Origin of the sequence: Flavicella sp. (assembly GCF_037132785.1) — a bacterium.
Lineage (GTDB): Bacteria > Bacteroidota > Bacteroidia > Flavobacteriales > Flavobacteriaceae > Flavicella.
Genome location: NZ_JBAHZZ010000100.1, coordinates 1 through 10,967, shown reverse-complemented (window position 1 = coordinate 10,967; position 10,967 = coordinate 1). Strand labels below are relative to the sequence as shown.

Annotated in this window: 7 protein-coding genes and 2 pseudogenes; 8 read left to right on the top strand and 1 reads right to left on the bottom strand. The window is 32.0% G+C overall.

What is annotated here, in order from left to right; translation table 11 throughout:
- Window positions 1–135: 135 nt before the first annotated feature.
- From V5787_RS06790 to V5787_RS06765, 6 genes and pseudogenes are all read left to right on the top strand, one after another.
- Window positions 136–258: pseudogene (locus V5787_RS06790) on the top strand (IS1595 family transposase); the annotation flags it as partial.
- 44 nt (window positions 259–302) lie between these two features.
- Window positions 303–872, top strand: a complete 570-nt coding sequence (locus tag V5787_RS06785; RefSeq protein WP_336892503.1) for an RNA polymerase sigma-70 factor — start codon at window positions 303–305, stop codon at window positions 870–872.
- A 455-nt stretch (window positions 873–1,327) separates the two neighbouring features.
- The gene (locus V5787_RS06780; protein ID WP_336892502.1) at window positions 1,328–2,323 is read left to right on the top strand and encodes a FecR family protein; all 996 of its coding nucleotides are present in this window, start codon (window positions 1,328–1,330) and stop codon (window positions 2,321–2,323) included.
- A gap of 97 nt (window positions 2,324–2,420) precedes the next feature.
- A complete protein-coding gene (locus tag V5787_RS06775) occupies window positions 2,421–5,690 on the top strand; it encodes a TonB-dependent receptor (RefSeq protein ID WP_336892501.1) in 3,270 nt (1,089 codons plus the stop codon).
- Window positions 5,691–5,706: 16 nt separating this feature from the next.
- Entirely contained in the window at window positions 5,707–7,299 is a 1,593-nt protein-coding gene (locus V5787_RS06770) for a RagB/SusD family nutrient uptake outer membrane protein (protein ID WP_336892500.1), read from the top strand.
- A gap of 234 nt (window positions 7,300–7,533) precedes the next feature.
- Window positions 7,534–8,958, top strand: coding sequence for an alpha-L-fucosidase (locus tag V5787_RS06765; RefSeq protein ID WP_336892499.1), 1,425 nt, complete (start codon window positions 7,534–7,536; stop codon window positions 8,956–8,958).
- 653 nt (window positions 8,959–9,611) lie between these two features.
- Here V5787_RS06765 and V5787_RS06760 read toward each other — a convergent pair.
- Window positions 9,612–9,828 (bottom strand): annotated as a pseudogene (locus V5787_RS06760) (transposase); the annotation flags it as partial.
- 197 nt (window positions 9,829–10,025) lie between these two features.
- On the opposite strand from V5787_RS06760, the gene V5787_RS06755 reads away from it, so the two are divergent.
- Together V5787_RS06755 and V5787_RS06750 are read left to right on the top strand one after the other, a co-directional pair.
- Entirely contained in the window at window positions 10,026–10,385 is a 360-nt protein-coding gene (locus V5787_RS06755) for a helix-turn-helix domain-containing protein (RefSeq protein WP_336892498.1), read from the top strand.
- Between the two features lie 64 nt (window positions 10,386–10,449).
- On the top strand, window positions 10,450–10,967 hold a 518-nt coding region (locus V5787_RS06750; protein WP_336892497.1), incomplete at its 3' end, for an IS30 family transposase.

The window sequence follows — 10,967 nt, the reverse complement described above, 5'->3', positions numbered from 1 at the left end:
AGAAAAACTAAACAATAGACCTAGAAAGATACTTGGATATAAAACACCAAAAGAAATGATGGATATTGAACTTAAAATTGTAGCTTAGTAACATCATAAAACTAAAACGTTTTGTTGCGTTACAACCTTGAAGCCAAGTTTTGTTTTAGAATTAATAGGTCACAATACAAAGAATCCATTTTTCATAAAACAATTCTTAGAATGGTACTACAAAAACCTAAATATCAAAAAAATACAAAACAGACACTAGACGTGTAACTCAGAATAGTTTTATTACTTTAGCGCAATTATTTATATAATATATGGCCAATACTATTCTTGGAAGAATAAAATTAGGGGACGATAAAGCCTTTGAACTGTTGTATCGAAAATATTTCGCAAGACTTTGTGCTTTTGCCAATAAGTTTTTATGTGACCCAAATTTATCCGAGGAAATGGTACAGGAGGTGTTTTTAAAAATCTGGAAAAACCGAGCATCGTTAAAAGATCAAACTACAGAAAAGTCTTACTTATTTCAGGCTATACAAAATACAAGTATCAATGAGCTTCATAAAATTAAGAATCGTAATGCTTATCAAGAGGTTTTAAAAGTTGCATATTCTAAAAGAACTGAGTTTAATGTACATGACTCCCTTCTTGGTAAGGAATTAGACGAAAAAATAAATAATATCATTTCAAATCTCCCAACCAAATGTCGAAAAATATTTTTATTAAGCAGAAAAGAAGGTAAGAAATATCGAGAAATAGCAGAGGAATTAAATATCTCCATTAAAACTATTGAGACACAAATGAGTAGAGCATTCAAAAAGTTAAAACTGGAATTACATGAATATATAACAGTTATTCTAATTTCTCTATTCATTAATAATTAAATGGCTCAGAAAACTTAGGTTTCAAAACGCTAAATTATTTGATCTTCATATATCATTTTATTTAAAACACACTACATTATTTCCTAAGGAAGCCTAATTCTAATTACACTTTAATACCATTTTAACATTCAAATAACGCATTAAATTCGTTTCTTTTTCATTCATATTTCACACAAAAACAAAACCGTAACGGGGCTATGCTTCTATTTTTATTGTTTATCTAAATAAAAAATATTCCAAATTATTATTACGTCATTTAAAAGTCAAATTGGTGTAATTAGAATATTGTAAAACAATTTGTTTTATGATTCCCCCCGAACTCATTTATTGAAGCAATTATTCATGCGTATTGACCTCATTGTTATTGTTGAAATATTATAAATCTAAAATAGATTTTACTTTTTGTAGGGGTAAAATACAGATAACCTGTATTAGCTATTGTAATAAAGAACTAAATGAACATAAAAACAAGAAATACTATTTTTCGATTTTTTGAAAAGACACTAAAAAAAGAAGAGATAGAAGACCTAAAAAACAAACTAGAAACCTCCAAAAAAAACAGGCAATTATTTGATGAATACAATGAGACATATCAGTCGTCAGACATGTATGGATTTAATAGCCATATAGATTCTCGCTGGGAAGAACTTTCTAAAAAGTTAGATTTCAAAAGAAAGGAAAAGTCTATAATAAAAATTCAGACAGTTCGAATATGGCAATTTGCTGCGGTTATTGCTTTTCTAATTTCCTTAATACTTGTTGAAAAACACATATTCAACCCTCATGAAAATGCAATTGTTTCTGTTATGACACAACGAGGTCAAAAATCACAAGTTTTATTAGTTGATGGTTCAAAAGTGTGGCTGAGCTCAGAGAGCAAGTTAACTAACAATCAAGGATTTAATATTAATCACAGGAGTTTAAGTCTTCAAGGTAAAGCTTATTTTCAAGTAGAAAAAAAATCAAAATCACCTTTTACCGTAGACCTAGGAGATGTAAAAATTATAGTATATGGTACACGTTTTAATATATGCTCTTATCCTGATGACGAATACATTACAGCTTCCTTGGAAGAAGGAAGTATAGCATTCTCAATATCAGGAATTGGAAAATCTATATTAATGAAACCTGGGCAGCAAATTGTTTACTCCAAAAAAACCGATAAAATTACAATACGAAATGTAAATATTGATCTTTATACATCTTGGAAAGAAAACAAACTGAGATTTAGTAATGCTTCATTTTCAGATGTAATAAAAAAAATGGAGCGATGGTATGATGTTGACATCAAGGTTGATCCACTATTTAAATATACAGAAAAGTTTACCATGACAATTAAAACGGAAAGCTTAAAAGAAATGATGGAAATTCTTCAAAAGGTTTCTAATATTAATTATAAAATAGAAGATGCTACAGTTTATATCTATAGAAAGGAGGGCACTGTGAAATAGAAAAAAGCGCACTAAAACTCCTCTCTTGAGTTCGTGTCCTAATACGAAAACTTAAATAAATAATCCCCTGTTGGGGCTAACCAATCTTTTACCAATAATGAAAAACAACATCATTTCAATCTTAGATGAAGGTTATAACTTTTCATCTAAAACAAGACGAATTATGAAAATAACTACTTTTTTATTTTTAGTTACTCTTTTTCAAATGTCAGCCAGTGTCTATTCACAAAAGACAATTACTATTAAAATGGATAATGTTTCCTTAAAAGAAATGTTTGAAGAAGTGGAACGTCTGAGTAAAGTTAGTGTGTTTTACAACGACACTCAGCTAGACATGAAACAAATAGTATCCTTAGATTTTAAAAATAAGACAATTAATAGAATTCTTACTTCTGTGTTAAAAAACAGAGGAATTTCTTTTTCCATTACTGATAATCATATAATTTTAAATCGGGTACTAGACTTGGATTCTAATCAAACTATGAATATCTCTGGTATTGTTTCCGATTTATCAGGAGGTGAATTGCCAGGAGTAACCGTTTTTATAAAAGGCACAACAACTGGAACAACAACCGACTTTTACGGTAACTACGTAATAAATGCAACTGAAGGTGATATTCTTGTCTTTTCATATATAGGCATGAAAACAATTGAAATTATCGTTTCTAATGAAACTTCTATAAATGTTATTCTAGAGGAAGATGCATCAGAACTCGATGAAGTAATTGTAGTTGGTTATGGAACGCAACAAAAAAAGGATTTAACAGGGTCTGTTGTTTCAATTAAGGCAGAAGAACTTGAAAGCATGCCTAATATAAATATCCTTGATGGTTTACAAGGTAGAGCTACGGGGTTGAGAATCATAAATTCCAATTCTACTCCTGGATCAACAGCAACTATAAGAATTAGAGGAGAAAATTCTCTTACAGCCGGGAATTCTCCATTAATTATTTTAGATGGAATAGAATATAGTGGTACATTAAATGATATTGCTCCAGCAGATATGGAATCCATTTCAATATTAAAAGATGCTTCTTCTACCGCAATTTATGGATCAAGAGCTTCTAATGGTGTTATTATTATTACTACAAAAAGAGGACATGTTGGGAAAACCCGTATTGAGTACAGAGGATATTCTGCCATGCAAACTTCCGAAACAAAACTAGATCTTATGGATGGAGCTGGTTACATAAAATTATTACAGGATTGGAATTCACATCGTGGAGAAACTGATTTGTCGCCAGAAAACTTATTGTTTTCAGATGAAATACCTCAATACCAAGCGGGAACTGAAATTGATTGGCAAGATTTGGTATTACGTACAGCATTTCAAAACGAACATCAGATAAGTCTAAGTGGTGGTACTGAAAGAACAAAATACTATTCTTCTATCTCTTCCTTAGATCAAGAAGGTGTTCTACAAGGCAGTGGAATGAAACGCTTGTCTACCAGAACCAATATAAATTATAAAATCAATAATTTTGTTAGTGTAGGTTCCAACCTACAATTTACTTTTAAAGATATTGGCGGAATTTCTCCAAACCTAACCAATGCATTAAAAATGAGCCCATATGGAAAACTTCGAGATGAAAACGGAAATTATACCCATTACCCACAACAACCTCAAAGTTATTATTCGAATCCTTTTGCTAATTATGGCGCAACGAATGATAAAACCACCAAAAGAGTTTTAGTTAATTTATTTGCAGACATCAAAATACCTTCAGTTAAAGGACTGTCTTATAAAATAATTTTTGGCATCAATAACTACTATAGAGAAAATGGTAGCTATTATCCAATTACAACGTTGACAGGACTGCAGCCTAAAGGACAAGCCTTTAAAGGAAACTATAGTGATACAGATTGGACAATGGAAAACATTTTTAAATACAATACAACCATAGGGAAAAACCGGTTTGACATTACAGCACTTTATAGTAGAGAATCAAATAATTTTGTGAATACCGAAGCTAGAGGTAAAGGTTTTGTTACGGATGATAATTTATATCATAATTTAGAAGCCGCCGAATCAAAAGAAATTTTTTCTGAGGAGACAAAAACTGATTTAGTATCGTATATGGGAAGGTTTAATTATACTTTTGATAGCAAATATTCTGTAACCTTTACTGGTCGAAAAGATGGGTATTCAGGATTTGGTAAAAACAATAAATACGGATTCTTTCCATCTGCAGCTCTGGCGTGGACAATAAGCAATGAGAAATTTTTCAACAACTCAAATCTAGCTTCCACTATTGACTTTTTAAAAGTAAGAACTTCTTACGGTAAAAATGGAAATATGGCAGTGGCTCCTTATCAAACACTTGATAACTTTTCAATCTTAAACTATGTATATGGAGATAATGAAACAACTGTAAACGGAACTGTAATTGATGGCATAGGAAACCCAGACCTTAGGTGGGAGACAAAGAAAAGTTTTAATCTTGCATTGGATTACAGTTTAAACAACAGACGAATTTCAGGAAGTATTGAATATTATAAAAGCCAAACTGAAGACTTGTTAATGTCACGTTCCATTCCAATAATTAATGGATATAAATCTGTTTTAGTTAATATTGGAAAAACAGAAAACTGGGGGCTTGAACTTAACTTAAACACCATCAATATAAAGAAAGACAATTTTGAATGGTCGAGTTCGTTAAATCTTTCCTTAAACAGGGATGAAATTGTAGCGTTGCGTGGTGATGGTATAGATGACATTGGAAATAATTGGTTTATCGGAGAATCTTTGCAAGTTTATTACGATTATAAAATGATTGGCGTATGGCAAACAGGTGATGACATAGCCAACTCGCAACAACCAGACGCTAAACCTGGATATGCGAAAATTGAAGATTTAAACGGGGATGGTATTATCGACGGAGATGATAGGCAAATTATAGGCTCACGTTTACCTGAATGGACTGGAGGTTTTACAAACACTTTTAAATACAAACAATTTACACTTTCTGTTTATATCAATACTGTTCAAGGAATTACAAAACAAAATAATTTATTAAACCCCGGAAGTTGGCTTATGGAAAAAAACACAAACTACGTAAACGTTCCTTATTGGACGCCAGAGAATCCAAGTAATACTTATGTATCTCCAGGATATAATGAAAACTTCCTAGGACACCAATATTACCAAGATGCAAGCTATGTTAGAGTCAAGGATATTTCCCTTTCTTATAATTTTTCAGAAAATACATTAAGTTCATCTGGTTTACAAAAATTAAGAGTGTTTTTAAGTGGTCGTAATTTGTATACTTTCACAGATTTTATTGGATACGACCCAGAAGCTAGTTCTAATTTTGCGGCCTATCCAAATGCAAGAACCATCATGTTAGGAGTAAACCTTAGTCTTTAATCAAAAAAAACATAAAATGAAAATTCAAAAAATATTTCAGATCTTATTAGCAATCATTGGATTGTCAATTACAACAGCTTGTAATGACGATTTTCTAGACGAAGACCCTAAAAGTTTTTTAGCACCAGAAAATTCATTCACCAATACACGTGGATTTGACACGGCTTTAACAGGCTTATATATTAAAGTTCGAGATGAATGGGGCTGGTATGGCGGAGGTTTGATGTATGCCCCAATGTTTGTAGGTACAGATGTAGCCAGAGTTGGCTGGGCAAATACACAGATTACACCTTTTGAAGAATACGGAACTAAATTGACTCCTACTTCAACGATTGTTGCCGGTTATTGGAATTGGGCCTACGGCCTAATTGGAAATGCAAATCTTGTAATTGAAGCAACCGAAAATGAAAATATAGATTGGGATAATACTTCTGATAAAAGTAGGATTTTAGCAGAGGCTAGATTTATTAGAGCTTATGCCTTCCGAGATTTGGTGACTTTTTATGGTGCTGTTCCTTTGGTGTCAACAGTAGCAAAACCATTTAGATTAGATTACACAAGACAATCGGTTGAAGAAGTTTTAGATTTCATCATACAAGATCTAGAATTTGCCAGCCAAAACCTTCCAGAAACTACGGATACAGAAGGTAAATTGATACAAGCGGCTGCGCAACATTTTCTTGCAGAGATGTATTTACAGGCTGGAGAAAATCTTATGGCTGAAAATTCTGCTAAATTGGTGACTCAAAATTCAAATTTCAGTTTGATGACGGAACGATTTGGATCAACAACAAATGAATCTGGTGATGTGTTTTCTGATATGTTTAAAGAAAACAATCAAAATACATCCAGTGGAAATACAGAAACCATATGGGTAATTCAGCAACAATATAATGTTGTTGGTGGTGGAGAAGAAAGGTTTACAGATTGGTCTCGAAGAACTTGGGTTCCTTACTATTCTAATCTGACAGGTATGCAATTAGCAGATTCACTAGGTGGTCGAGGTTTAGGAAGAGTACAGCCTTTGCCTTCTTGGATAGCTTCTTATGAAAATCAGGACATAAGAGCTTCTGTTCACAACATTAAAACTCAATATTGGTACAATGATCCGTCGCATGAAAATTATGGTCAGGAATATCCAATAACAGAAGATTTAAGAAGAAATGGAAGACTATATGAATCAACTACCAAATTTAATTTTGGTGTAACAGCTGACAATCCTTCATTCCTTAGCAGCTTAAAAGACAGAATAAAAATCAGACTGGCAGAAACCTATCTCTTATTGGCAGAAGCTCAATTAAAACAAGGAAAACTCACCGAAGCGGCAGCCAGTATTAATATCGTTAGAAACAGAGCAAATGCTACTTCTGTAGATCCTGGAGATGTAGATATTGATTATCTTTTGGATGAACGAGCAAGAGAATTACTGGGAGAGTTTCCAAGACGAATTACACTGCTAAGAACTGGAAAATTATTAGAGCGTGTTAGAGCAATGAATCCAGCATCTGGAGACCTTATAGCAGATCACAATGTATTGTGGCCAATTCCGCAATCGGCAATTGATGCCAATTCGGGAGCAGTGCTTGAACAAAACCCAGGGTACAATTAAAATACAATATCCAAATCAACTTGACCTTAATTGGTTCAAGTTGGTTTTTTAAACACTACAAAACGCACTATAGTTATTAAAAACGTGATTTTGAAAAAAGGTAAAAACCTTATCAAATCAATTGTTAAAAAAAAAGGAAAAAGCTATAACAACTAAGTAATCAAGAACTTTCAATGTAAAAAAACAAAAGACAATTATGAAAGAAAATATTGTATTTTAATTCCCCTCTTTTAGATGAAAAAAATAATTTCAGCTTGTTTGATATTGATACTTGTCAGTACTATAACAAACGCACAGACAACGACTAAAAAAGAGGTAAAATATGGTCAATTGAATAAATTACCTCGTCAAGATAATGCAATGAAAAAATGGCGTCAAAATCGATTTGGTCAATTTATCCATTGGGGTTTATATGCTATTCCTGGTGGAATTTGGGAAGGAAAAACCTATACTTATGCAGCTGAATTTCTAAAAAGCTCAGCCAAGATTCCTACGGCTACTTGGGATTCTCTTCAACACAAATTCAACCCAAAAAAGTTCAACGCAACTAAATGGGCTAAAATGGCAAAAAACATGGGCGTCAAATATGTTACTATTACTACAAAGCATCATGAGGGGTTTTGTTTATGGCCTAGTAAGTATACAGATTTTGATATTGAAGGTAGTCTTTATAAAAAAGATCTCTTAGGTGAGTTTGTTGATGCCTATACAAAAGAAGGTATTGATGTCAATTTTTATTATTCGGTATTGGACTGGCATCATCCAGACTGGAGGTATAAATTAGAAACCAAAAAAGATCAAGAAGCGTTTCAAAAGCTAATGAAATACACAGAAAATCAACTTATAGAATTAATAGAACGCTACCCAGCTGTTAAAGGTTTATGGTTTGATGGAACATGGGATCAATGTTGGAAAGACAATGGTAAGTTCTCTTATGAATTAGAGAAGAAATTAAAAGAATTAAGTCCAGGTCTGATTGTAAACAGTAGAATGCGTGCAGATGAATATGGAAGTCGACATTTCGACTCAAATGGAGTTTTAATGGGAGATTACGAATCTGGATATGAGCGTAGACTACCAGCGCCTTGGGATGTAAATGTAACAAAAAATGATTGGGAATGTTGTATGACCATTCCTGAAAATCAATGGGGATATCATAAAGATTGGACAATTAGTCATGTAAAAACGCCTGATGAACTTATTGAAATGTTGGTACAATGCACCTCTCAAAACGGTAATTTTTTATTGAATTTCGGTCCCAAAGGAGATGGAAGCTTTCGTAGTGAAGAAATATTTATTTCAAAAGAAATTGGAAAATGGATGACAATAAACGGCCGTGTTATATATGACTGTGAATATGCTGGATTAACAAAACAAAGTTGGGGGTATTATACAAAACCCAAAGATAAAAATAAGATCAACATGGTTGTTTTTAACAAACCTATTACTGGAAAATATAGGGTAAAACTTAAAAAAGGGCAACTTATTAAAAAAGCATATCTTTTATCAAATCCAGATAAACTTTTACAAATACAAGAAATCGCAAAGCATGATTTTTTTATTACATTGAAAAAAAACAAAGAAAATAAGCCCTTTGTGATTATCGTTGAATTAGAGATCAAAAAGTCAAATAAAATTCATCAAAAAGCGCTTATCTAAACTAAGGAAAAAAGTATAATAAAAGGTGTTAAATATTAGAGTAATCAAAACTGTTACCAATTAATCCGAATAAGATTTAATAATAATCCATTACAGATCTTGATTCATTAAACCCTGTCAGTAATATCATCGAGATAAGTCTATAATTATAGTCTTCGACAGGGTTTTTAAGTTTCTATAGTATATTTTAACTTAGCCTTTTACATACCTAAAGTAATCATCTAAGGTGAGATTAGATTAACACCAAATAAACATCAAAATGATTGATTAAGGTACACCAATTATATTTCCATTTGATTGATGTGTTTTTTATCTTTCAGCATGGATTATTAAGAACCTTTGACGTAAACGAGAGTAAATATATTTAGAAAATCTTCGTAAAAGAAGTAAATCCCACCGTGTTAAAACCCGTGTTTTGTTTTTGCTTTTTAAGCAAAAAAAACAAATTACCAATCAAAGTGATCTAGCGTTGCACTTATACCGATTTAAATTTATAATACCGTATTAAATACCTTGATATAATGATGATTTCCGGTTATAGACTTGATCGTTTCAGGACTCATTTTATTTACAGTTTCGTGTAGCCAGTTTGTTAAATTCTTCATCGTTTCGAACTGTTGATTTTTGTATCTATTTTTAATATACTGCCAAATTTGTTCACAAGGATTTAACTCAGGGTTATAGGTAGGTATTCTTAAGAGAAAAATATTGTCTGGTATTTTCAATATTTTTAGTTGAATGAAAACCAGCGTTATCAATGATCACTATTTTATATTCATTAGGTTTATATTTAGAGAATTCATTTAAATAAGATTCAAATATAGCAGTATTTACACCGTTAATTTCCCAAACAAAACGATCACCATTTATTGGCGAATAACTTCCGTATAGGTAAGTTGTTTTATAGACATGTTGATAGGAAACTATTGGTTTTATACCTGAAGCAGTTAAATACCTACCAAGATGTCCATCATTCCAAATCTAGCTTCATCTTGAAAATATAAATTCACACTAGAACCTCCATTCAATAACTTAACGCAACAAATCTAAAATACTAGATTAGTAAAATGGAAGTAAAAAAACATAGACGACTTACCTTAAAAGAAAGAGTGATTATTCAGACTCTTTTAGAAGAAGAAAAGACCAAAGCATACATCGCAAAAACACTAAATAGAGCTCGTTCTACAATTAGTCGAGAAGTGAATAAATTAGTGAGTAATCCTGATGATAAATACGATGCTGATTTATCGCATTGGTGTGCCAAAGATGATTATGCAAACAAGAGGAATCTAGATAAAATTAGTCAACATACACTACTAAGATTTTTTCTCTATAAAGGACTATTATCTAATTGGACTCCAGAGCAAATTTCAGGAAGACTTAAAGAATTATATCCTAATGATCCTATAATGTCAATTTCTCACTAAGCCATTTATAGACACATTTACCCAAGGCCACAAGCGAGTTTAAATAAAAAATTAATCAAGCTTCTTGTACGTAAAAAAAACAAGAAGGAGACCCTCTAAAAAAAGAAGGGGTGGTGGCAGTAAAATAATCAACCAAGTCAGTATTGACAACAGACCAAAACATATTGAACTCAGACAAGAAGTTGGACTTTGGGAAGGTGATTTAGTTATTGGAAAAAACCATAAATCGGCTATTGGAACTATTGTAGAACGTAAAACTAGAGCTGTATTAATCATAAAGTTAAAGAGTAAAAAAGCAGAGGAAGTTGCTAAAGAGTTTAGCAAAATCTTAAACAACGTGAATCCCATTTTTAAAAAAACTATGACATATGATAACGGAATTGAAATGGCAAGACACGAAAAAATAACTAAAAATACAACTATGAAAATTTTCTTTGCTCACCCTTATTCTTCCTGGGAAAGAGGAACCAATGAAAACACCAATGGACTCATTAGAAGATACCTTCCTAAAGGAACCAATTTTAATGAAATAAGCGAAAAACAACTCTTAGTTATTCAAGAAAAACTGAACAATAGACCGCG

Bases quoted from the DNA above. Each gene is read 5' to 3' on its own strand.
- V5787_RS06785 (WP_336892503.1), top strand. From the start codon at position 303: ATGGCCAATACTATTCTTGGAAGAATAAAATTAGGGGACGATAAAGCC.
- V5787_RS06780 (WP_336892502.1), top strand. From the start codon at position 1,328: ATGAACATAAAAACAAGAAATACTATTTTTCGATTTTTTGAAAAGACA.
- V5787_RS06775 (WP_336892501.1), top strand. From the start codon at position 2,421: ATGAAAAACAACATCATTTCAATCTTAGATGAAGGTTATAACTTTTCA.
- V5787_RS06770 (WP_336892500.1), top strand. From the start codon at position 5,707: ATGAAAATTCAAAAAATATTTCAGATCTTATTAGCAATCATTGGATTG.
- V5787_RS06765 (WP_336892499.1), top strand. From the start codon at position 7,534: ATGAAAAAAATAATTTCAGCTTGTTTGATATTGATACTTGTCAGTACT.
- V5787_RS06755 (WP_336892498.1), top strand. From the start codon at position 10,026: ATGGAAGTAAAAAAACATAGACGACTTACCTTAAAAGAAAGAGTGATT.